A 23,396-nucleotide genomic window follows, 5' to 3' on the forward strand; every position below is an offset into this window, starting at 1 on the left:
TAAGTTTGTTACCGGTAAGGAGATCAGATCCCCTGCGGCGCGGAACCAGCAGGCGAGCTCTTGCCTGCGCGGGGCACGCTGCCGCCGATGATCGCGGCGGGCAAAGGCGTGCCGACATTGCTGCCCGCGCGGGTGATCACGCCGGTTTCCACCACCTGCTTGATCTCGTCACCGGTCAGCGTTTCATATTCCAGCAGCGCCTTGGCCAAAGTGTGGAGCTGCTCTTCCTGAGCCTTCAGAATTTCCGTAGCCCGCGTATGGGCCGTATCGACCAGACTGCGGATTTCATTATCGATCAGCGTGTTGGTCGCTTCCGAACTCATCAGGCGCTGGTTGGCGCCCATGCCCAGATAGCCCTCGGACTGCTCTTCATATTGCAGCGGGCCCAGCTTGTCGCTCATGCCCCATTTGGTGACCATGTTGCGGGCAAGGCTGGTGGCATATTGGATGTCGCCGCTGGCGCCGCTCGACACCTTGTCATAGCCGAAGATCAGTTCTTCGGCCACGCGGCCGCCCATGCTGACCGACAGGTTCGCATGCATCTTGTCGCGGTGATAGGAATAGCTGTCACGTTCCGGCAAGCGCATCACCATGCCCAAAGCGCGACCGCGCGGGATGATGGTGGCCTTGTGGATAGGATCACTGGCCGGTTCGTTGATCGACACCAGAGCATGGCCCGCCTCGTGATAGGCGGTCATACGCTTTTCTTCCTCGGTCATGACCATGGAGCGGCGCTCCGCCCCCATCATAACCTTGTCCTTGGCGTCTTCAAATTCCTGCATCGCCACCATGCGCTTGTTGCGGCGGGCAGCCAGCAGCGCAGCCTCATTGACCAGATTGGCCAGATCGGCACCGGCAAAACCGGGCGTGCCACGGGCAATTGTGCGGGCATCTACGTCAGGGGCCAAAGGCACCTTCTTCATATGCACGCTCAGGATCTTCTCGCGCCCTTCGATATCGGGCACGGGCACCACCACCTGACGATCGAAACGACCCGGACGCAGCAGAGCAGGGTCCAGCACATCGGGGCGGTTGGTGGCGGCGATGATGATGATGCCTTCATTGGCTTCAAAACCATCCATTTCCACCAGCAACTGGTTCAGCGTCTGCTCGCGCTCGTCATTGCTGTTGCCCAGACCATGGCCACGGCTACGGCCCACGGCGTCGATTTCGTCGATGAACAGGATGCAGGGCGCGTTCTTCTTGGCCTGTTCGAACATGTCGCGCACGCGGCTTGCGCCCACGCCGACGAACATTTCCACAAAGTCCGAACCCGAAATGGTGAAGAAGGGCACGCCAGCCTCTCCGGCAATGGCGCGGGCCAGCAAAGTCTTACCGGTCCCCGGCGAACCGACCAGCAGCGCGCCCTTGGGGATCTGGCCGCCCAGCTTGGAGAAACGCTGCGGATCGCGCAGGAATTCGACGATTTCCTCCAGCTCCTCGCGCGCTTCATCAATACCGGCCACATCGGCAAAGGTCACGCGGCCCTGCTTTTCGGTCAGCATCTTGGCCTTGCTCTTGCCAAAGCCCATGGCGCCGCCGCCGCCGCCCTTCTGCATCTGGCGCATGGCGAAAAAGCCCACCGCCACGATCAGCAGGAAAGGCAGGGCCTGCAGCAGGATATAGAGCAGCAGATTCGGCTCTTCAGGCGACTTGCCCTGATATTTCACGCCATTTTGCGCCAACAAAGGCGCCAGCGTCACATCATTGGGGATGGGAACGGTCGAGAAAGCCTCGCCATTCTTGAAATGGCCGGTGATCTTTTGCTCACCCACCGCCACATCGCCCACGCTGCCCTCGGCAACCTTGGCGCGGAAGTCGGAATAGGCAATCGACTGGGCACCCACATCGCCACGGGCGCCAAACAGGGACACCGCCACGAACAGGGCCAGAAAGATCCCGCCCCAGATCAACAGGCTCTTCATCCAGGGATTACCATTGGGCTGGTCTTCATTCATCGCGGTGCATCCTTTCGCAACGCTCAATGTAGGCGCGCGGGTCTAAATCGCAAGTTAGCTTCTGGTGCTTTTTGCCATAGGCAAAAGTCATTAGGCCGGATTAACCCCATCACGGGCCAGCAAAAACACCGCATGTTCCGCCCGCCAATTGGCCAAGGCTGGCTGGATCAGCCCGTCTCCGGCCAAAAACCATGCGCCTTCCACACGAATGCCGCGTTCGCGTACAAGCTCGCGGAAATCGGTGATGGTCAGATGGTGGATGTTGGGCGTTGCATACCAAGCCACCGGCAACAGACGCGTCACCGGCATCCGCCCGCGCCAGAGCAGGTCACTCCGCACCCGCCAATGCGCAAAATTGGGGAAGGACACAAAGGCCCGCCGCCCGATCCGCAGCAATTCCTCCAGCACGATATCGGGCCTTTTGGTGGTCTGCAAAGTCTGGCTCAGGATCGCATAATCGAAACCAGCATCGGGGTAGAGGCCCAGATCGGTGTCGGCATCGCCCTGAATGGCAGACAAACCCTGCCCCACACAGGCCGCCACATTATCGGGCGCGATTTCCAGCCCGCGCACATCGCAGCCACGCTCGTCACGCAGGGCCGCCATCAACGTGCCATCACCGCAGCCGACGTCCAGCACCTTGGCGCCAGCGGCCACGTGAGAGGCAATCACCGCCAAATCGGGGCGCAATTTGACCGAAATCTGCTTCATCGGCTCAGGAACCCGCCAATAACCCGATCCAGCGCGGGCACATCCAAAAGGAAGCTGTCATGCCCATAGGGCGCGGCCAGTTCCATGAAAGACACCGGCGCCCCCGCCGCATTGACCGCATGGGCAATCTTGCGCGATTCGCTGGTGGGATAGAGCCAGTCGGTATCAAAACTGACCACACAGAAACGCGCCTTCACGCCGGCAAAGGCTTCGGACAGGCGGAGATTATGGCCCGCGCCAAAACGCTCCTCGCCAAGGTCGAAATAGCTCATGGCGCGGGTGATATAGAGATAGGAATTGGCATCAAACCGGCCGGTAAAGCTGCTGCCCTGATAGCGCAGATAGCTTTCCACCTGAAAATCCGCGCCAAAGCCAAAGCTTTTCGCATCCCGATCCTGCAGACGGCGGCCGAATTTCTCCGACAAGGTCGCCTCGGACAGATAGGTGATATGCGCGGCCATGCGCGCCACCGCCAGCCCCGCATCGGGCGCGCGGCCTGTTTCGTAATAGGCGCCCTGCTGCCAGTCGGGGTCGGCCATGATCGCCTGACGCCCCACTTCCTGAAAGGCGATATTCTGCACCGGCATGGCCGCCGTCGTCGCCAGCGCCAAAACGCGCTCCACCCGATCGGGCCAATTGACGCTTAGCGAGAGCGCCTGCATCCCCCCCATGCTGCCGCCGATCACCGCATAAAGCCGCTCCACCCCCAGATGGTCGAGCAGCGCCATATGCGCCCGTACCATATCGCGGATGGTAATAACCGGAAAGCGCAACCCATAGGGCTTACCATCGGCGGCCAGACTGCCCGGCCCTGTCGTCCCCATGCAGGAACCCAGCACATTGGGGCAGATGACATAGAAGCGGTCGGTATCGATCTGCTTGCCCGCACCCACCATCTTGTCCCACCAGCCCGGCTTGCCGGTGATGGGATGCGGGCTGGCGACATGTTGATCGCCGGTGGTGGCGTGACAGATCAGGATCGCATTGGAAGCATCCGCATTCAACTTGCCATAGGTTTCATAGGCAATGCGGACATTGTCCAGACTTTGCCCGCCATCCAGCGGCAGCGGATCGGGCAGGTCATAGGTTTCCGAGCAGGGCGTGAACAGGCTGGCCATCTTGCGCGCTGAATTGGGCCTTGGCGGGCGCTCTGTCAATGCGGGCCAATGCCTTGGTCAGTGGCAAGTGCTGCTTTACTGGCATTTCGTGGCGCGTTGGGTTAAAGGGCGCGCCATTATGACAGAGCAAACCGACCAGATCCGCCCCGCCCTGCCCACACCCAAGCCATGGATCAGCCAAATCCATGCCTATGTGCCCGGCAAGAGCAAGGGGCATGACGGTCGCCCGCTCACCAAGCTGTCCGCCAATGAAAACCCCTTGGGCACCAGCCCCGCCGCGCTGGCCGCCCGTGCAGAAGCCGCTGCCCCCGCGCTTTACCCCGATCCGGACAGCAACGCCCTACGCGCAGCCTTGGGCCAGTTGCACGGCATCCCCGCCGCCCGCATCGTGATGGGCACGGGCAGCGATGAAATCCTGCATATTGCCGCCCAAGCCTATGCCGGGCCGGGGGACGAGATCATCTATGTCCGCTATGGCTTCTCGGTCTATGACATAGCCGCGCGCCGTTGCGGGGCCACGCCCGTGGTAGCGCCCGATGCCGATTATGGCACGGATGTGGATGCGCTGCTGGCGCTGGTGAATGAGAAAACCCGCGTGGTTTTCGTGGCCAATCCCAACAATCCCACCGGCTCTTTCCTGCCGCGTGGCGAGATTGCCCGCCTGCATGCGGCGCTCCCTTCTGACGTGCTGCTGGTGCTCGATCAGGCCTATGGCGAATATGTCTCGCCAGAGGATGAGGATGGCGCGATGGCGCTGGCGCAAAGCGCGGGCAATGTGCTGGTAACGCGCACCTTCTCCAAGATTTACGGGCTGGCGGGCGAACGTCTGGGCTGGGGCACGGGCGCGCCGCATATTATCGACGCGCTCAACCGCATTCGCGGCCCGTTCAACCTGTCGAACAGCGCGCAAGCCATGGGGCTGGCCGCTGTCGCCGATCAGAGCTTTGTGGAAGCCTCGCGCCTGCATAATCTGGCCACGCGCCAAGCCTTTGTGGCCGAGCTGGAACAGCTGTCCAACCACGGCATCCGCCCGCTGCCCAGCGAGGCCAATTTTGTGCTGATCCTGTTTGAAGGCAATCTCACCGCCGAAACGGTCTATAATGGCCTGATGGAGATCGGTTATATCACCCGCTGGCTCCCCAATCAGGGCCTGCCGCATGGGTTGCGCATCACCATCGGCAGCAAGGCGCAGATGGACGAAATCGCTGCGGAAATCCGCCGACTGGCGCAGGCCGCAGGATGAGCGCGGGTTTTTCCAAAGTCGCCATCATCGGCCTTGGGCTCCAGGGCGGTTCGATCGGCCTTGCCCTGCGCGAGGCGCTGCCCGATCTGGCCACCACCGGCTATGACCGCGACGCCGCCACCCGCGCCCGCGCGGCGGAACGCGGCCTTGTCGGCCATGTCGCCGATAGCGCGGGCGAAGCGGTGGCGGGCGCCGATCTGGTGATCTTTTGCGTGCCTTTGGGCGCGATGGCGGCGGCGGCGGAGGAATGCGCCGCTTCGCTCTCGCCAGACGCGCTGATCTCCGACGTTGGCTCCAGCAAAGTCTCGGTGGCCGAAGCGCTGGGCAGCGTGTTGCCCAACCATGCCATCATCCCTGCCCATCCCGTGGCGGGCACCGAAAATTCCGGCCCGGACGCCGGCTTTGCCAGCCTGTTCCGTGGCCGCTGGTGCATCATCACCCCGCCCGAAGGCGCGGATGAGGCCCTTGTAGCCCGCCTATCCGCCCTGTGGGAAGCGATGGGCGCCAAGGTGGAATTGATGGATGCGGCCCATCATGACCGCGTGCTGGCCGTCACCAGCCATTTGCCGCATTTGATCGCCTATACGATTGTAGGCACAGCCAGCGATCTGGAAGAAGTGACCCAGAGCGAGGTCATCAAATATTCCGCCGGTGGTTTCCGCGATTTCACCCGCATCGCGGCCAGCGACCCCACCATGTGGCGCGATGTGTTCCTGTCGAACAAGGGCGCGGTGCTGGAAATGCTCCAGCGCTTCACCGAGGATCTGACCGCGCTGCAACGCGCGATCCGCGTGGGCGATGGCGAGCAATTGTTCGACCATTTCACCCGCACCCGCGCCATCCGCCGCTCGATTATCGAGCAGGGTCAGGACGTGGCGCAAGCCAATTTCGGGCGCGACGCTTCGTAATAGTCAGGGCCGGAAGTTCTCACCTCCGGCCCGCAACCCTCAATCATTAAGCGCGTTGATCGCGGCGTGGACCCTCGCTTCCACTTCCTCGCGCGGCAGGCCGGGGGGAATGGTCTCGCCGATGCGATAGGTTACCGTGCCGCGCCTTTTCCAGAAACCGCGCAGCAAAGGCCCGCTGTTCACCGCCACCGGCACCACCGGCAGGCCGATCATCTTGTAAAGCCCCGCAAAGCCTGCCTGTAGCGCAGGCTTCTCCCCATGCGGCATACGCGTACCTTCGGGGAAGATCACCAAGGGCCGGTTCTCCTGCGACAATTTGCGGGCGGCGGCCAGCATGGCGCGCAAAGCCTTGGCCCCTTGGTCACGCTCCACCGGCACCAGCCCATAACGCGCCGCCGCCGGCCCCCAACTGGGCAGTTTCAGCAATTCCACCTTGGCAAATACGGCAGGGAAATCGAGGAAAGTGGGCATATCCACCGCCTCGAACATCGCCTCATGCTTCACCGCGACGAACACGCTGCCGCTGGGGATCTGGCCTTCGACCACCACTTTGACGCCGCAAATATGCACCACGCCCCAGCGCTGCAAATTGGACCACAGGTCGCAGATGACCACCGCACCCTTGCGGCTTGGCCCGATCATCGCAAAGGGCAGGATCAGGCCCAGAATGAAAGTGACCAAATAGAAAAACAGGTTGAACAGGATCGAGCGCAAAATCTCGCCCATGCTCAAAGAAGTCCGCTTCATGAATTACGCTTTCGATCAGCTACGCCCGCGCCATCCGCGCCAATCTGCCACAGGCGGCGGGCCAAAAACTTGCTATATTCGCTCAGCAACACGCCCAAAGAGGGCCGCGTGGCCACCGCATCCTCCACCATCTCCACATCGGGCATGGTGCGGTGCAATTCCCATGCGGCACGGCGCATATGCCAGTCCGATGTGACCAGGCGCACCTTGGCCAGATGATGCTTGGCCACCCAATCGGCGGCTTCCTTGGCATTGCTGCGCGTATCCACCGATTCATAGCCCAAAGTGATGCAGCAGCGCATCCAGACCGGCTCTATGCCATATTGCGCTGCCAGTTCTTTGGGCTTCACATCGGGGTCCACACCGGAAACCAGCATGATCGGCGCCTGATGGGCGCGCAACAGGTCCAGCCCGCGCGCAATCCGCCCCTCGCCGCCGGTTAGCACGATAATGCCATCACTGCGCCCCACCTCGGCCGGTTGCGGCAGAAACACCGCAAAGCCGACAAAGCCCAAGGCCCATGCCACCAGTAGCAAGGAGGCCAGACGGCGCAGCATCTACAGCATCTTCCGCAGGTTCATCAGCACGGTTTGCCGCGCGGTGAACATCGCCAAAGCAATGGCAGCCAAGGGCACCAGTGCAATCACCAGCCAATCGCCCGCCTCCAGCGCGCCACCGGCCACCAGCCCCGCGCCCAAAGCGCCAAAGCGCTGGCCCAGCAGCATCACCGCCATGCCGCCCACCGCCAGCCCCACCGCGCCGCCCAACATCGCGTCCAGCCCGATGGCGCGCTGAAAAATGCGGGCGATCTGCGCATCGGTGCCACCCAGATTATGCACGATCTCGATCGTTTCATGATGCGCGCCCAGCGCCGAACGCGCCGCCAGCACCACCGCCGCCGACAGCGCCACCGCCAGCAACCCCACCATCGCCAGCGCCAGCCAGCGCAGCGAATCAATCGCATCAAACACCGGCGCCAACCAGTTCGATTGCGCATCCACCCGCGCGGCAGGGGCCACACTGGCCAGCACCTCGCGCAGGTCGGCCAGATTGCGGGAATTGGCCGCAGATTTCAGCCGGACATCGATCAAGGCGGGCACGGGCAACATGTCCCCATCGCCCGATGCCATGCCCAGCCATGGGTTGAGCAATTGATCCACCTCGGCCTGCGGCACCAGACGCACGCTGTCCACGCCCGCCAAGGGCTGCAAGGCCCCCAAAGCAGCCTGCGCCTGCGCCTGCCTCTGCGCGGGCAAGGCCTCCACGATTTGCACCGTGACCCCGCCCGCCACATCCACCGCCGCCGCATTGGCAATATGGCGCAGGGCAAGGCCGGTGGCTGCCGCCACCACGGTCAGGGCCACCATAATGGCGATCACCCAAGGCGTAGGGCCAGACAGGCGCGCCTGCGGGAACAGCACGCCCCCGCCCACACCGCCAAAGGGACGCCAGCCCCGCAATGGTCCCTGCTGCGCCACCAGAGGCGTGTCATCGGGCGGTGGCGGGGGAGTCGAGGCAGCTTCCGAAGCGGCAATATCGATCACAGGCCCGCCCCCAAGGGAGTCTGCCGCTTGGGCGGATAGCGCAAGGCACCGGTCGGATCGCTCATCCTGCCCTTGTCCAGACGCATGATCAAACTGTCGGGCAGCCGTTGCAACAGGTTCATATCGTGGGTGGCCACCACCACGGTCGTCCCCAAACGATTGAGCGCTTCAAACAGACGGAGCAATTTGACCGCCATGTCGGAATCCACATTGCCGGTCGGTTCGTCCGCTACCAGCAATTCGGGGCGACCGATCACCGCACGGGCGATCGCCACGCGCTGCTGCTCTCCGCCCGACAAGGATGCAGGCCGCGCCGCCATCCGGTCGGCCAGCCCCACCCATGCCAGCATATCGGCCACAGGGCGCGCCACATCGCGTTCATCCATACCCGCCATCCGCAGGGGCAGCGCTACATTGTCAAAGGCCGATAGATGGGGAACAAGACGATAATCCTGATAAACCACCCCGATCCTGCGACGAAAACCGGGCAGGCGATCACGCGGCAGGCTGACCGCATCGGTGCCAAACAGGCTGATCACCCCGCGCGAGGGGCGCTGCGCCAGATAGAGCATACGCAGCAGCGAGGACTTGCCCGCCCCACTGGCGCCGGTCAGGAAATAAAACTGGCCCGCAAACAGCGAGAAGGACACATCGCACAGCACTTCCCTATCCGTGCCATAGCGCAGGCCCACATTGTCGAAACGGGCGATAGCGCCGGTCATTGCCCTCTCCCCATGGCCAAACAGGGACAGGCCCCCGGTCCACATGGCAGGGCAACAGCAGGGGCGCGGTTCATCATCACTCTCCAGCCTATAGTATGCCTGAGCGCAGGAAAAAAGGGCGGTGGAAAAATGGGCATAAACCGCGGCTGAATGTTGCATTCATCTTGTATGCGGATGGCGTATCATGCTTTAGAATGGATTTATGATTATCGCATGCCCCGCCTGTGCGACACGCTACGCCGTTCCCGACGGTGCCATCGGCGTGGACGGGCGCACCGTGCGTTGCGCCAAATGCCGCCATAGCTGGTTTCAGGAAGGCCCAGCCTTGGTCGAAGCCATGGCGCAAGCCTTTCGCGTGGCTGATCCTGTGGCCGAACCTGTGGCCGCCGCGCCTGTTGCGACGCCGGAACCGGCACCGCAGGCGGCGCCGCGACCCGCACCCGCCTTTCACGATGCGGATGACCTGCCCCCGCCTCCTCCGATCGCTCCGGTCAACGCCACTGCTACTGCCTCCACGGTGCAGGCGGCCAATGCAGCCCTGCATGAACCGGCGGAGGGGCCGGACGAAGATTACGCCTCCAGCTTTGCCCATGAGCCACCCTTCCGCCCCCGCCGCAATCCGGCGCGGCTGTGGACGGCATTGGCGGTTGGCTTTGCATTGGTGACAACCGGAGCCATGGCGGCGGTGGCCAAATTCGGCGTGCCGGAATGGCTGCCCATCGCCCATGCCCCGCAAGTTGCGCCTGATCTGAAGCTGAGCTTTCCCGCTGGCAAGCAGGAGCGCCGTCCGCTGGCCAATGGCAATGATTATTTCAACATTTCCGGCACAGTGACCAACACCGGACAACAGCGCCGCAATGTACCCGGCCTGGTGATCGTCATGCGGGATGCGCGCAACCGCGCGGTCTATTCGGTCGAAGTCGCCCCGCCCAAGGCGGTGCTGGCCCCGGGCGAGAGTCAGGCAATCAACACCGCCATTGTCGACGCACCCAAATCCGCCGTGGCCGCCGAAGTGCAGTGGAAGCAGTCCTGAGCCTGACCGCTATCGTTGCCAGCACCTTGGCGATTTGACAAAAGTTTCAATTCTCCGCTTGCCACCCCCCAAAGCTTCTGTTAGGGGCGCCCTCCTACCCCCCAAGGGCGGCTCGAACATGGTTTCGTAGCATGGTCCTTCTGACGTGCGGTCATGGCGGAATTGGTAGACGCGCAACGTTGAGGTCGTTGTGGGCGAAAGCCCGTGGAAGTTCGAGTCTTCTTGACCGCACCAGGCATTCCGACACAGACAGATCACAGCCTTCGGGCAGCTCCTATCGGTCTGCGGCTCCCTTCCCACTGTGCCCAAGAAAAAACCGGACCCTTCGCTGGTGAAGAATCCGGCTGTTTCGTGTCACGGCATCATGATGCCTATTTCAACAGTTTCAACTGTATCGCCGCCCCGCCACCGGGCGCCAGCCAGAGCGAGAGCTTGTCGCCCTTTTTCACCACGCGGGTTTCATAGGCGATCCTGTGGCGCGCATCGGTCAGGTAAGTCGCGCCCTCGCCATCCTTGTAGATCGTGGCCTTGTAGCTCTTGCCCGCCGTCAGGAAGTCCATGTCCAGCGTCACATCGCGCGCTGTGGCATCATTGACCCCGCCCACATACCAATCCTCCCCCGCGCGGTCCTTGCGGGCGAATAGGGCATATTCGCCCACCTCGCCCGCGATCAGGTGGCTTTCCGACCAATCGGCGGGCACCTGACGGATGAATTCCAGCTCTTTGGGATGGGCAGCCAGATTTTCGATAAAATCGGCCGCCATCTGGATCGGGGAATAGATGGCCAGATAAAGCCCCAATTGCTTGGCCAAGGTCGAGGCCAAGGGCACATGGTTGGCTCCTTCCAGACTGAGCACACCGGGCGTAAAATCCATCGGGCCGGACAAGAGGCGGGTATAGACCAGCGTCGGCTCATGCGAGGGGCCGTTGGCGAATTGGCCCCAAGCGTTATATTCCATGCCGCGTGCGCCTTCGCGGTCGATCCAGTTGGGATAGGTGCGGCGTAGGCCAGTGTCCTTCACCGGCTCATGCGCGTTGACGGCGATGTGATATTTCGCGGCCGTCTGCACCACGCGCAAATGGTGCTGCACCTGCCGTTGGCCATCGTGCCATTCCATGCAGATCTTGGCCGGTTCTGCGGCACAGGGCGCCTGCACCCCGCCCATATCGGCCACATAGCCGGTCTTGACCGCCCTTACCCCCAGACTGTCATACAGCTTCATCGCATCGTCCAACTGGGCTTCGTAATTGGCAATATTGCCGCCCGTCTCATGATGGCCGATCAGCCCCACGCCCTTTTTGGCGGCATAGGCGGTTACCGCTTTCAGGTCGAAATCGGGCGTGGCCTGGGTAAAGCTGAAATCCTGCCCCGTGCCGAACCAATTGCCGTTCCAGCCCTTGTCCCAGCCTTCGACCAGCACGCTGCCAAAACCATGTTTGGCGGCAAAGTCGATATATTGCTTGGCGCGTTCCGTGGTGGCCCCATGGCGCGGCCCTTCGGCCCATGTCCAGTCGCCACGGATCATGCCCCACCAGATGCCGATATATTTCTGCGGCTTGAAATAGCTGACATCGCCAATCTTGTTAGGCTCGTTCAGATTAAGCTCCAGATCATTCTCGACCAGATCCGCCGCTTTGTCGCCAATGCGGATCGTGCGCCATGGCGTGTTGAAAGGCAGGCTGCGCAACACGCGCGGCCCTTGGCTGGAGGGCGAGAGGGTGGAGCGGAATTTCTGCCCCTCGGCGCGTTTGAACCACATGGCGGAATAATCCACCAGCGCCGCCTCGTGGAAGGAGAGATGCGTGCCATCCTCCAACCGCATGGTGATCGGCGTATGGGCAGTGGCCACCGCGTCAATCGGGGTCTTTTGATAGACCTGTTCATAGCGGTTCCATTCCCCGCCAGCGATCCACCAGGCCGTACCCTTGCCCGCGATGTTGAACTCGGTCAGTTCATCGGCAATTTTCATGGTGGATAGCGCGGCCTGTTTGGGCAACTCGTAACGGAAACCCACGCCCTTATCGAACAGGCGGACATGCACATCCATCAACCGCTCGCCCCAATCCTTGGACTGGCGGAAATGGACGGTGATCTCGTTATAATGGTCGCGCACATAGCGGCGCTCGCCCCAAGGCTGCTCCCAAGTGCTGTCGCCCTTGCCCGTGTCCGCGCCGGTGATGGTCCATCCACGCAGCATCGGCAGACCATCGCTCAGGATAAATCCAAGGGAAGATGGCGCGATCAGCAGCTTGCCCTTGCGGGTGATGCTATATTGGGCATGGCCATCATTGTCGGTGGTAAAGCCGATAGCGATCGATCCATCGGGCGAAGTGGCACCATAGGAGGCAGGCGCCTGCGCATGGGCGACCACAGGCGCAAGTGCCAATACGAAAGAGAGCGGAGCAAGAAGGCGCATTTTACTATTCTCCAGAAATCGGTTCACGCCATCCGCACAAAGATGGCGCCATAGGCAGGCAGGCCGCGCATATCCGCGCCATTTAGCGCCAGCAGCACGTCCCCCTCGGGCGCGTCATAGGCCAAAGGCTGCGCGCCCAGATTGAAGGCACAATGCAACGCCTCGCCCCCATCGCGGCGGGTAAAGCTCAAGAGGTTACCCTCGGCGCGCAGATCCTCCATCGTGCCGGTCAACAGGGCGGGATGGGCGCGGCGCAGGGCGATCAGGCAGCGGGTCCAGTTCAGTTGGCTATCTGTGTCCTCCCCCTGCACATCGGCTGCGCGGGCCATATTGGCGGGGGATAGCGGCAGCCATGGCTCGCCGGTGGTGAAGCCGCCGTGGTCCGCCCCTGCCACCCAGGGCATAGGCGTGCGCACGCCATCGCGGCTGAGAGTCAGGGGCCAATTGGCAATCGCTTCGGGGTCTTTGAGCAGATGGAACGGGATGTCATCCTGCGTCAGCCCCAATTCCTGCCCCTGAAACAGGAATGCATTGCCGCGCAAAGCCAGCAGCAGCGCCATAGTCATACGCGCAAAGGCCGGACGATGCCCCTCCTCCACCCAGCGCGAGACATGGCGCGGGGCATCGTGGTTTTCAAAAGCCCAGCTTGGCCAGCCTTCGCTGCGGCCGTTACTGTCCGGCTCGCCGGTCCATGCGCCTTGCGTCTTGGCCACCAATGCGGGGGTTAAAGCCTCGGCATAGAGGAAGTCGAAACTATAGGCGCTGTTGAGCCGCGTCTCGCCAGCGGTATAGGCCTTCATCAGCGGATCGGCATCATCCCCGCCAATCTCGGCCACGGTGAAAGTGGCGCCTGCCTGCCGACAGACCGCCGCGATCTCCTCGATAAAGCCCACCACATCGGGATGGTTCATGCTGTTGGTTTTCAGCTGGAAATCATAGGGGCGCGTGCGCGGCTTTCCCGTATCGGGCGCGGGTGGATTATCGGCAAAATCGGGATCGAACATCGCATGGTTGAGCGCGTCGATGCGAAACCCGTCCACCCCGCGAGCCAGCCAGAAGCGCAGCACATCCAGACAGGCCTCGCGCACGGCGGGATTATGGCCATTGAGCTGGGGCTGGCTGCTCAGGAACTGGTGCATGTAATATTGCTGGCGGCGCGCGTCCCATGTCCATGCCGGACCGCCAAACACCGACTGCCAATTGTTGGGCGGCGTGCCATCGGCATTGGCATCGCGCCAGACATACCAGTCGGCCTTGTCATTATCCCTGTCGGCGCGGCTTTGCGAAAACCATGCATGGGCGTCGCTGGTATGGGCAAAGACCATGTCGATCATCACTTTCAACCCCAGCGCATGGGCGCGGGCCACCAGCGCGTCGAAATCGGCCAGAGTGCCAAAGATCGGATCGACATCGCAATAATCGGCCACATCATAGCCGAAATCGGCCATCGGGCTGGTGTAGAAAGGGCTGATCCAGATGGCGTCCACGCCAAGGCTGGCCACATGGTCGAGACGGGCGGTGATGCCGGGCAGATCGCCAATGCCATCGCCATTGCTGTCGGCAAAGCTGCGGGGATAGATTTGATAAATGGTGGCGCCGCGCCACCAGTCTTGAGAGAGGGTCATCGGGGGGACTCCTTGATAGCGGCACAGACCGCATAGCCCAAGGCAGGCAAGGTGATGCCAAGGCTGCCGGGCGCGCTGGCCATGGCGGGGCAAGTGCCTGCCAAGGCCTTGAAATGCAGCGAGGATGGATCGGTGGCGATCTGCAAGGTGACAGGCTGATCGCCGGTGTTGAAGGCCAGCACCACTTCGCGGCCCGTGGCGGGGTCAAAGCGCGAAACGGCCAGCAATCCTGTTTCCGTCGCCGCGCGCAACAGGCTGCGGCCAGAGGTCAAGGCGGGGGTTGCGCGGCGGATCTGCGCCAAACGGGCAATTTCACGATAGAGCGGGTGGTCGGGGCGATAATTGTCCTGCGCGGTGGTGGCGGCGGTGCCGACCAGCGCGTCCTCATTATAGGAGGCGACCTGACTGGCGAACATATCCTGCCTTGCGGCCTGATCATCGCCCTTGCCCGCAAAGCCTTGTTCATCGCCGGAATAGATGGTGGGCACACCGCGCAGGGTCAGCAGCATGGCATGGCCCAGCAGATCGCGCGCCAGCCATTCCTTGCCGTCCATATCGGGCCGCGCTTTGCGCAGGGAATAGGCAAAGCGGCCCGCATCATGGTTGCCAAGGAAAGTGGGCAATTGCAGCGCGGCTTTCTCCCCGCCCTGATACAACACATCGCCATCGGCCCATTGCGCCAGTTCGGCCACGCCAACGCCCAAAGGCTTGCCCCCCGCCGCATCCACCGCCGCGCGCATGAAGGCAAAATCCAGCACCGCAGGCAGGCCCGCCTTGCGCGTCCAGCCTGCCAGCAGCGCGGGGTCCATCTCCCCTGTCGCCACTTCGCCAAAGATATGGAAATTGGGGATGCCCTTGGCCCGCGCCTTGGCCTTGATGGCGGGCACAAAGCTCTGCCAAAACTCGGGGTTCACATGTTTGGCGGTGTCGATGCGGAAACCGTCAATGCCAAAACGCTCAATCCAGCTGGCGTAAATATCGATGAAGCCCTGTACCACGCGCGGGTTTTCGGTGGCCAGATCATCCAGCCCGACAAAATCGCCATAGCGGGCGCTCTCGCCCTTCCAGTCGGTGTTGCCGCGATTGTGATACCAGCGCGGATCATTGAGCCATGCCGGATTTTTCACATGCTCCTCGCCCGCGGGCACATAGGGCGTATAGGCAAAGGAAGGATCGGTCAGCCGCGCCCAATTGGCGGGGCCGGGGTTGTGGTCGCCGGCAAAACCGGCGTTGATCGGCGCGCCCGCCACCCCGCCCCGCCGCGAAAAGGGATAATCGGCAAGGCTGCGATAGGGATAGGCTTGCGCCGCCCCTTCGCGATACTGGATCACGTCGGCCGTGTGGTTGACGATAATGTCCATATAGACCTTGATCCCGCGCGCATGGGCGGCGTTGACCAACTGGCGGAAATCCTCATCCGTGCCGAAATGCGGGTCGACATGCAGGAAATCGGTGATCCAATAGCCATGATAGCCTGCCGATTCATCGCCCTTGGGCCCCTGCACCGGCTTGTTCTTGAAAATCGGCCCCAGCCAGATCGCGCTGGCGCCCAGCCCCTGGATATAGTCCAGCCTGTCGGTCAGACCTTTGAGATCACCGCCATGATAGAAGCCCTTATGCGCGGGGTCAAAGCCGGTTGACAGCCGGTCGCCGCTTAATCCGCCGCGATCATTGGAAGGATCGCCATTGGCAAAGCGATCGGGCAGGACGAAATAGATCACCTCCTGCTCGGGCTTTCTGGCACGCATCTGCGACAGGGCGCTGGCCTGTTTTGCCTCCGCCTGCGCGCCCAGCGCCATGGCCGCCAAGGCAAGGATCAGCGCCCCCTTCATGCCTGCACCATCATCGGCATCTGGGCCGCGCAATGGCGGGCGATGAATGCCTCATGCGTGGCATATTGCGCCACTTCGCGGGCATAAAGCGCTTTTAAAAGGTCCAGATAGTCGCGCAAGTCGCCCTCGCTGATGGTTTGCGCCATGCCGTGGCTGGCGCGGGGAAGCAGGCCTTGGTTGGCCATCACCTGAAACCAGCCTACCTCGCTGAACAATTCCTCGCCCTCGCGGTGAATCTGCCCGCTGGCGGTAAACAGGTCGATTTTCTGGCACAGGCTGTCGGGCAAGGTCATCGCACGGCAGGCCTGCCAGAAAGGCTCGTCCCGCTGGTTGGCCCAGTAATGCAGGATGATAAAATCGCGGATCCGCTCCATTTCGAAAGCGAATTGGCGATTATAGGCGTCGCGGTCGGCCTGGTGCTGCTGCTTGCCCGGCAGGAATTTCAGGATGCGGGCAATGGCGGTCTGGATCAGGTGGATCGAGGTGGATTCCAGTGGCTCCAGAAAACCCGAGGACAGGCCCACCGCGATCACATTATGCTTCCACGCCTCGCGCCGACGGCCGGTGACGAAACGGATCACGCGCGGATCATGCAAGGCCTTGCCCTCGATACCACCGAGCAATTGCTCGCGCACCCTTTCGTCCGCGATATAGTCGCTGGCATAGACGCGGCCATTGCCGGTGCGGTGCTGCAAGGGGATGCGCCATTGCCAGCCCACATCCTGCGCGATGGAGCGCGTATAGGGCACCAGATCCGCCACACGCGGGCTTTGCACCGCCATGGCGCTGTCGCAGGGCAGCCAGTGGCGCCAATCCTGATATTCCGCGCCCAAAGCCTCGCCAATCAGCAGCGCCCGCATGCCCGAGCAATCCACAAACAGATCGCCCGCAATCTGACGCCCATCGGCCAGATGCAGCGCGGTAATGTCACCGCTCTGCCCGTCGCGCTCGACCCGCTGGATCATCCCTTCATGCCGCACCACCCCGCGCGCCTGAGCAAATTTGCGCAGGAAAGCGGCATAGAGTCCGGCGTCAAAATGATAGGCATAGGGCATCACCGGCACATTCTGCGGCGTATAAGGCGCGCCGCGATGCATCTTGCCCGCCAGCGCGGCCTGCGTGTTGAGCGTATAGGCCCCCGTGCCCTCGGCCCAGCCAAGGCGGGCGGCGCGCGACCAATAATGCTGGAAAGCGCATAGGCCCACATCGCGCCCCACATCGCCAAAGGCATGGATATAGGAATGGCCTTCCCTCAACCAGCCATCAAAGGCGATGCCCAGTTTGAACGTGCCCTGCGTGGCGCGCAGGAAGGCATCCTCGTCTATACCCAAAGCCTGATTAAACAGGCGGATATGCGGGATGGTGGCCTCGCCCACGCCAATCGTGCCGATGGCATCGCTTTCCACCAGAGCGACTTCATAGCCCGCTTCCAGAAAATGGCCGAAAGCGGCCGCCGTCATCCAGCCAGCGGTGCCGCCACCGACGATAATGATGCGGGTTCTGGCCTCACCTTGGGGTGCCTGCTCGCCCATCCTCTATCCCCTTGCCGCCGGTTCTCCCCTGATCGGGGGCGCGGATTTTCAACGATTGTGCGCGGGAAGAGACGGGGCGGCAAGTCCTGCCTGCCGCCCCGCCATTGCCTGTGTTCAACCGGTCAGAACTTGTAGCTCAGGCTCAAGTAATAATCGCGGCCATAGCGCTGATAGTCGATCACCTGACGCGGATCATAGTTCTGATAGGTGATGAAGGGGCGGTCGGTCAGGTTCTTGGCCTGGAACATCACCGCAAGCCCCGCCAGCTTTGATCCCGGCTGGAATTCATAGCCGATCTGCGCGTCAACAATGCCTTCGCTCTTGGCCTGACGATAGGTGGGGTTGGCCGAAAGGCCCGACACTTCGGCAAGGAAGGTGGAGCGGAAGCGATAGGACAGGCGCGCCTGGAAGCCCGACTTTTCATAATAGACCGCCGCATTCTGCACCCAGTCCGACAGGCCCGGCAGCGTGATCGCCTTGCCCGGATTGCTGGCCAGACGGATGGTGCTGTCGGTGTAGGACAGGCTGCCATAGACGCCAAAACCATCCAGCGCGGGGGCGAACAGGCCAAAGGGCAATTGCACCGTGCCTTCCGCACCCTTCAAATTGCCGCTGCCCGCATTGGCGGGGGCCGACACCAGACCCAGCGTGGTGCCAATACCCGTTACGCCCTTGGCCGCCGAGGCAAAGTCATAGACGAAGCTCTGGCTGGGATCGATATAGTCAGTCAGCTTCTTGTAATAGGCCGCCACCGAGACATAGCCGCCCTTGCGGAAATAATGCTCGCCCGAAATGTCGAAATTGGTCGACTGATAGGGGCGCAGACGGGGATTGCCGCCCGTGCCGCTGAAATAGGTCTTGCCTGCGGCCACATCGGCAGCCGAGGCCGACAGATAGGTCGGGTTAGTGCTATATTCCTGATTGACGCGTTCCTGATCCATGCGCGGGCGCACCATGGTCTGCGATGCGGCCAGCTTGATGAAGCTGTTGCGCGCCACTTCGACCGACAGGTTGAAGCTGGGCAGGACATTGGTGAATTTCGCGCCGCCCGTGGCCGGAACGATCGACACCACGCCATTGGAGAAGTTCGAGATCGAACCATCCGAGCTTTGGTCGGTATGCACCACCTGCACGCCCAGCGCGCCGGTCACCTTCTTGCCCGACACTTCGCCATCCAGCTTGAGCATGGCATAGCCGGTCAGCACATTTTCGGTGACCGAATTGTCGCGCACCAGACTGACGGGGCGGTTGTCATAGCTGGATGTCAGCGCGTTGTTGTAAAGATACATCGGGTCGAGCGCGAGCATCTTAGGCACGCCCAGATAGGCCAGAGGCACGCTGCCGATCACCGCCGCGCTGGGGATCGAGGTGAAAGTGGTGCTGCCGCTGGCCACGGTGCAATTGCTGCCCGTGCCGCCCTTGGGGCACAGGAAATAGGACTTGAAGGCCGAGGTCTTTTTGCGGCGGCTGAAATTGGCCCCCACTTCCCAACCGGACACCACATTGTTGCCGGCAAATTTGCCATCAAGGCTGGCGCGCAAGGAGGCCAGATCATCCTTGAAGCTGGGGCGGTTGAGGAAGCCGGCCTGCACCACGGCAGAGGTACCATTATAGCCCCAACCGCGCGGGTCGGTGATGCCGAACTGAGTGGTGGAGGCATAATCCAGCGTCGGCACGATGGAATAGGTGCCATTGGGATTGGCCGAGATCTTCACCGTGTCCGATGCGCCCGCGCTATTATAGCCGGTGCCAGTATAGGTTTCGAGCAGGAAGTCGGTGCGCTTGGCATGGCTATAGCTGGCATCCAGCGTCAGATGCATGTCATGGTCCAGCGTCAACACGCCGTTCCAGCCCAGCGACAGATTGTTGGCATCGCGCTCGTTCAGATCGTTGCGCTGCACCGCATGCACGCCGGTGAAGGTGCCGCTGGTGACCATGCCGTTCGAGGTGGTGTAGCCCGGTTGCAAGGTCGCGCCCGAACCCCATGCCGCCGCCAGCGGGAATTCGATACCGCGCAGATGCTGGGTTTCCTTGAACTTGGAATAGAGCAGATCGAAGGTCGAGTGGAACTTGTCGCTCGGCTGCCATTCCACCGTCACCACGCCGCCATAGCGCTTGAGCATGTTCGACTGCACATAGGGCTTGGCCCCGCCCAGCAGCATAGCGCCGCCTGCCGCGCTGTCATTGGGGAAGCCCCATGCGTTGTAGCGCTCGTTCTGCGAAGGGGCATGGGCGGCCGAAATGCCAATGGCGATGCCCCAAGTGTCATTGTCGAATTTATCGACATAGGCAGCCGAGGCGCGGAAGCCCTTGTTGGTGGAATCGGGGTTCAGCGCGCTGATGCCATTCATCTGGCCGCGCAATTGCACCGCCATCACGCGCTTGTTCTGGGCCAGCGGGCGCAGCATGCGCAGGTCCACCGTGCCCGAAATGCCCGCAGCCACCAGCGAGGGGTTGGCGGCCTTGTAAACCACCACATTCTTGAAGAATTCGGACGGGTACTGGTCGTATTCCACCCCGCGATTGTCGCCCACGGTCACCTGTTCGCGACCATTGAGCAAAGTGGTGCCGAAATCGGGGCCAAGGCCACGGATCGACAGGCGCTGATCGCGCCCTTCAAGGCGCTGGGCGGTGACGCCGGGCAGACGGGCCAGCGAGTCCGCGATCGAGACGTCGGGCAGCTTGCCAATGTCTTCGGCCGAGATCGATTCCACGATCACCGGATTACGGCGCTTGATCGCCGCCGAAGCATCCAGCGAGGCGCGGATACCGGTGACCACAATGGCCTGATCGGCAGCAGCGGCGGGCGCGGCCTGCTGGGCCATGGCCACAGCGGGCAACACGAAAGCGGTAAGCGCGATGGCGGTGGCAGACGCGCACAGGCGCTCCACCCGCAAATTGCGGTTGCTCATGAAAAATCCTCTCCTGATCCAGTCACATGGGCAGGCCCCTACCGGCCCTCCCACAGGCTTCGCACCGGCTTGCCAACATCCCCTGCCGCCTCTTGCCGGTTAACGTGAGGGCGATGTAGAGGCGAGGTCTGGCCCATGCCTAGAGGGCATACGTATACCCATTTTATGCGTAATCGGGCATTGTGGCTGCCATGCTACAGGGGTTCTGCCATAAGAGCAGCGGCGGGCATGGGCGCATAGACTGGCGCAAGGGGGCAGAGGACAGCATATGGGACAAAAGCCGAGCGGGCGTCCAACCAGCTTCGATATTGCCTATCGGGCGGGCGTATCCCAGCCCACGGTCAGCCGTGCCCTGCGCGGCGGCAAATCGGTGAGCAAGGCCACCCGCGAGCGGATCGAGGCCATTGCGCGCGAGCTGAATTACAAGGTGGACAAGAACGCTTCCTCGCTGCGCTCCCAACGCGCCAACACCATCGCCCTGTTGTTTTTCGAAGAACCGACCGAGGATGATTCCCGGATCAATCCCTTCTTTCTGGCTATGCTGGGATCGATCACCCGCCAATGCGCCAATCACGGGTTTGACCTGCTGATTTCCTTTCAGAAAATGGAGGATGACTGGCACACATCCTATCAGGACAGCCACCGCGCGGACGGGCTGATCCTGCTGGGTTATGGTGATTACACGCTGTACGAACAGCGCCTGACCGACCTTGTGGCGCATGGCACGCGCTTTGTCCGCTGGGGCAGCGTGCGGGCGGATAATATCGGCGCCACCGTGGGCAGCGACAATTTCGGCGCGGGGCGTCAGGCGGGGCAGCATCTGCTGCAACAGGGCCGCCGCCGCATTGCCTTTCTGGGGCAGGCCGATGAACATTATCCCGAATTTGCAGACCGTTACCACGGGCTTTTGGCCGCGCTGAAAGAAGCGGGCATCGCCCCCGACCCCGCCTTGCAAATCGACGCCATCACGCCCGAGGAATCCGGCTATGCCGCCGCGCAAAAGCTGTTGGCCAGCGGCGTCTCGTTTGACGCGATTTTTGCCGGATCGGATCTGATCGCCATTGGCGCCATGCGCGCCTTGGCCGAGGCGGGGCTGGTCATGCCGCGCGATGTGGCGATTGTAGGCTTTGACGATCTGCCCGCCGCCAGCATGACCAGCCCTCCATTGACCACGCTGGCGCAGGATTTGAAAGCGGCGGGGGTGCTGCTGATCGAAACTTTGCTGGCCCAGATCGAGGGCAAGGAACCGCCATCGCCCGTCCTGCCCACCCGACTGATACGGCGCAGGAGCTGCGGGGGCGGATAAAGGCCGGTTGGTTTTTCGTCCCTTGGTTATTCGTATACCTAATTGATGCAAGCAACGCCCCATGCAAACGGGAGGGCAGGCAAAAAGCCACCACAGGGAGGGATCGCAAGTGTCAGGCAAGCCGGAATGCGGCGCGGAGGATTCGGGTCAGGCCCGAACCGGCAAACCCAAACTCGATTGGGCGGGCCTATGGAACATCAGCTTCGGCTTCTTTGGCATCCAGATCGGCTTTGCCCTGCAAAATGCCAATATGAGCCGCGTGTTCCAGTCGCTGGGCTCCAGCATCGATGATCTGCCCGCGCTGTGGATCGCGGCACCTTTGACCGGCCTGTTGGTGCAGCCTTTGATCGGCCATTTTTCCGACCGCACATGGCTGGGCAGGCTGGGGCGGCGGCGGCCCTATTTTCTGGCAGGCGCGGTGCTGGCGGCTTTATCGCTGGTGGCTATGCCGCTGCAAGGGGCGCTGATCGGCGCGGCGCTGCTGCTTTGGGTGCTCGATGCCAGCCTGAATGTGGCGATGGAGCCTTTCCGCGCCTTTGTGGGCGATATGCTGCATAAGGACCAGCATACGGCGGGCTATGCGGTGCAAACCGCCTTTATCGGCGCGGGCGCGGTGGTGGGGTCGCTGTTCCCCACCTTGCTGGATGCGGCGGGCATTGCCAATGTGGCGCCTGCGGGCCAGATCCCCGACACGGTGCGCTATAGTTTCTGGGCAGGCGGCGCGGCCTTGGTGGCGGCGGTCTTGTGGACCGTGCTCAACACCCGCGAATATAGCCCTGCCGAAATGGCCGCTTTTGGCGAGAGGCAAGCGCCGGAAGCGGGCATAGATACCGCCCTTGCCGCGCGCGATCCGAAACTGGCGCTGGGCTGGATCATGGCAGGCGCCCTCTTGGCGGGCGTGGTCCGGCATGAAGCGCTGGCCAAGGAACTCTATCTGCTGGCGGGCCTGCTGGCCGCCTATGGCATGGCCTATGGCTGGGCCATCCTGCTGGCGCGGAGGGGGAAAAGCTCGCTGCTTTCCAGCATTGTGGGCGATTTTTCCGGCATGCCGCCAATTATGAAACGTCTGGCACTGGTGCAGTTTTTCAGCTGGTCGGCCTTGTTTATCATGTGGATCTATACCACGCCCATCGTCGCCCAAATCGGTTTTGGCACCAGCGATCCGGCCAGCCCTGCCTATCAGGAAGCGGGCAATTATGTCGGGCGGCTGTTCTCGATCTATAATGGCGTGGCGGCCGTGGCGGCGATGCTGGTGCTGCCTGCCCTCTCCCGCCGCTTTGGCAAGGTGCGCACCCATGCCATTGGCCTGTTGGCGGGGGCGGCGGGCTTTGGCTCCTATCTTTTCATCCAGACCCCCGCATGGTTGCAGGTAAGCGAAGTGGCGATCGGCCTGTGCTGGGCCTCCATTCTGGCCATGCCCTATGCCATTCTGGCCTCCAGCCTGCCGCAGTCCAAGCTGGGCGTGTCGATGGGCCTGTTCAATGTATTTGTCGTCTTGCCGCAATTGCTGGTGGCTACGGTGATGCATACGATCATGGACGCATTCTTTCCCTCAGAGCCGGTGTGGACCATGGCTTTTGCCGCCGCCACACTGGCGCTGGCGGCGATCACCATGCTGACGCTGCGGTTGGAGGAAGGGCAGGGCTGAAGCCGCCAGAGCGGTGATCGAGGGGGGCGGCAGCGTGGGCTGACCGCCCCTTCGGGCTTTCGGAAGGGATGGACATTGGCACCAGAAATGGAACATAATGTGAACACGCTCCCTGATTCTCTTGTCTGGTTCCTATGCCC

Annotated in this window: 17 protein-coding genes and 1 tRNA gene; 6 read left to right on the plus strand and 12 right to left on the minus strand. The window is 62.3% G+C overall.

All coding sequences use genetic code 11. The features are described 5' to 3' along the window. Positions 1–23: 23 nt before the first annotated feature. The 3 genes from ftsH to metX form a co-directional block, all read right to left on the minus strand. The gene (ftsH, locus tag EOE18_RS02715) at positions 24–1,958 is read right to left on the minus strand and encodes an ATP-dependent zinc metalloprotease FtsH (protein ID WP_127705998.1); all 1,935 of its coding nucleotides are present in this window, start codon (positions 1,956–1,958) and stop codon (positions 24–26) included. 90 nt (positions 1,959–2,048) lie between these two features. Beyond that, a complete protein-coding gene (gene metW / locus EOE18_RS02720) occupies positions 2,049–2,669 on the minus strand; it encodes a methionine biosynthesis protein MetW (protein ID WP_127706000.1) in 621 nt (206 codons plus the stop codon). Next, entirely contained in the window at positions 2,666–3,787 is a 1,122-nt protein-coding gene (metX, locus tag EOE18_RS02725) for a homoserine O-acetyltransferase MetX (protein WP_127706002.1), read from the minus strand. The genes metW and metX overlap by 4 nt, the downstream gene beginning before the upstream one ends. Before the next feature lie 118 nt (positions 3,788–3,905). Between metX and EOE18_RS02730 the strand changes: the two genes are divergently transcribed. Continuing rightward, positions 3,906–5,030 (plus strand): pyridoxal phosphate-dependent aminotransferase, encoded by a 1,125-nt coding sequence (locus tag EOE18_RS02730; RefSeq protein ID WP_127706605.1) that lies wholly within the window; start codon positions 3,906–3,908, stop codon positions 5,028–5,030. Continuing rightward, positions 5,027–5,938: a prephenate/arogenate dehydrogenase family protein gene (locus EOE18_RS02735; protein WP_127706004.1), complete on the plus strand. Its 912-nt coding sequence runs from the start codon at positions 5,027–5,029 to the stop codon at positions 5,936–5,938. Before EOE18_RS02730 ends, EOE18_RS02735 begins: the two co-directional genes overlap by 4 nt. A 39-nt stretch (positions 5,939–5,977) precedes the next feature. Here EOE18_RS02735 and EOE18_RS02740 read toward each other — a convergent pair whose 3' ends face one another. Genes EOE18_RS02740 through ftsE form a run of 4 tightly spaced genes read right to left on the minus strand, consistent with a single transcriptional unit; the run spans position 5,978 to position 8,951 of the window. Further along, positions 5,978–6,685, minus strand: coding sequence for a lysophospholipid acyltransferase family protein (locus EOE18_RS02740; protein ID WP_246027228.1), 708 nt, complete (start codon positions 6,683–6,685; stop codon positions 5,978–5,980). Continuing rightward, on the minus strand, positions 6,682–7,242 hold the full coding sequence (locus tag EOE18_RS02745) for a YdcF family protein (RefSeq protein WP_127706006.1): 561 nt from the start codon (positions 7,240–7,242) through the stop codon (positions 6,682–6,684). Before EOE18_RS02745 ends, EOE18_RS02740 begins: the two co-directional genes overlap by 4 nt. Then, positions 7,243–8,229 carry a cell division protein FtsX gene (locus tag EOE18_RS02750; protein ID WP_127706008.1) on the minus strand — a complete coding sequence of 329 codons (987 nt, stop codon included), beginning with the start codon at positions 8,227–8,229 and terminating at the stop codon, positions 7,243–7,245. Next, positions 8,226–8,951 (minus strand): cell division ATP-binding protein FtsE, encoded by a 726-nt coding sequence (gene ftsE / locus EOE18_RS02755; protein WP_127706010.1) that lies wholly within the window; start codon positions 8,949–8,951, stop codon positions 8,226–8,228. Before ftsE ends, EOE18_RS02750 begins: the two co-directional genes overlap by 4 nt. Before the next feature lie 202 nt (positions 8,952–9,153). On the opposite strand from ftsE, the gene EOE18_RS02760 reads away from it, so the two are divergent. Together EOE18_RS02760 and EOE18_RS02765 are read left to right on the plus strand one after the other, a co-directional pair. Further along, positions 9,154–9,984, plus strand: coding sequence for a zinc-ribbon domain-containing protein (locus tag EOE18_RS02760; RefSeq protein WP_127706012.1), 831 nt, complete (start codon positions 9,154–9,156; stop codon positions 9,982–9,984). Positions 9,985–10,131: 147 nt separating this feature from the next. Next, positions 10,132–10,218 (plus strand) — tRNA-Leu (locus tag EOE18_RS02765). A gap of 137 nt (positions 10,219–10,355) precedes the next feature. On the opposite strand, the gene EOE18_RS02770 is transcribed toward EOE18_RS02765, so the two are convergent. From EOE18_RS02770 to EOE18_RS02790, 5 genes are all read right to left on the minus strand, one after another. Next, positions 10,356–12,401: a glycoside hydrolase family 97 protein gene (locus EOE18_RS02770; protein ID WP_127706014.1), complete on the minus strand. Its 2,046-nt coding sequence runs from the start codon at positions 12,399–12,401 to the stop codon at positions 10,356–10,358. A gap of 23 nt (positions 12,402–12,424) precedes the next feature. Further along, entirely contained in the window at positions 12,425–14,026 is a 1,602-nt protein-coding gene (locus EOE18_RS02775; RefSeq protein ID WP_127706016.1) for an alpha-amylase family glycosyl hydrolase, read from the minus strand. Beyond that, positions 14,023–15,858, minus strand: a complete 1,836-nt coding sequence (locus EOE18_RS02780) for an alpha-amylase family glycosyl hydrolase (RefSeq protein ID WP_127706018.1) — start codon at positions 15,856–15,858, stop codon at positions 14,023–14,025. The genes EOE18_RS02775 and EOE18_RS02780 overlap by 4 nt, the downstream gene beginning before the upstream one ends. Beyond that, on the minus strand, positions 15,855–17,390 hold the full coding sequence (locus EOE18_RS02785; RefSeq protein ID WP_127706020.1) for a tryptophan halogenase family protein: 1,536 nt from the start codon (positions 17,388–17,390) through the stop codon (positions 15,855–15,857). Before EOE18_RS02785 ends, EOE18_RS02780 begins: the two co-directional genes overlap by 4 nt. A gap of 122 nt (positions 17,391–17,512) precedes the next feature. Further along, positions 17,513–20,302: a TonB-dependent receptor gene (locus tag EOE18_RS02790; protein WP_127706022.1), complete on the minus strand. Its 2,790-nt coding sequence runs from the start codon at positions 20,300–20,302 to the stop codon at positions 17,513–17,515. A 268-nt stretch (positions 20,303–20,570) separates the two neighbouring features. On the opposite strand from EOE18_RS02790, the gene EOE18_RS02795 reads away from it, so the two are divergent. Together EOE18_RS02795 and EOE18_RS02800 are read left to right on the plus strand one after the other, a co-directional pair. Next, positions 20,571–21,608: a LacI family DNA-binding transcriptional regulator gene (locus EOE18_RS02795; RefSeq protein ID WP_127706024.1), complete on the plus strand. Its 1,038-nt coding sequence runs from the start codon at positions 20,571–20,573 to the stop codon at positions 21,606–21,608. 109 nt (positions 21,609–21,717) lie between these two features. Continuing rightward, positions 21,718–23,256, plus strand: coding sequence for an MFS transporter (locus EOE18_RS02800; protein WP_246027229.1), 1,539 nt, complete (start codon positions 21,718–21,720; stop codon positions 23,254–23,256). Positions 23,257–23,396 lie beyond the last annotated feature (140 nt).

It is taken from the genome of Novosphingobium umbonatum, assembly GCF_004005905.1.
Classification (GTDB): Bacteria; Pseudomonadota; Alphaproteobacteria; order Sphingomonadales; family Sphingomonadaceae; genus Novosphingobium; species Novosphingobium umbonatum.